Origin of the sequence: Xenorhabdus santafensis (genome assembly GCF_033949405.1) — a bacterium.
GTDB lineage: Bacteria > Pseudomonadota > Gammaproteobacteria > Enterobacterales > Enterobacteriaceae > Xenorhabdus > Xenorhabdus santafensis.
Window position 1 is genome coordinate 1 of sequence record NZ_VCDN01000203.1, and the last position, 201, is coordinate 201.

Below are 201 nucleotides of genomic sequence, written 5' to 3' on the forward strand. Positions count from 1 at the left end.
CAGAGGCATACGCAATAACAATCCCGGCAACATTGACCATAACCCAGCAAATAAGTGGCAAGGCCAATTACCACATGACCGAAATATCGAAAAACGGTTCTGTCGGTTTGATACGGCTGAGTATGGTATTCGGGCACTGATGAAGTTGCTGTGTAACTACCACAAGAACGGCTATCAAAGCGTAGCCAAGATGATAGACCG

1 pseudogene is annotated in these 201 nt (G+C 46.3%); it reads left to right on the forward strand.

Annotated features, from left to right (window positions below):
* A pseudogene (locus FE392_RS19885) lies at nucleotides 1–201 on the forward strand (structural protein); the annotation flags it as partial.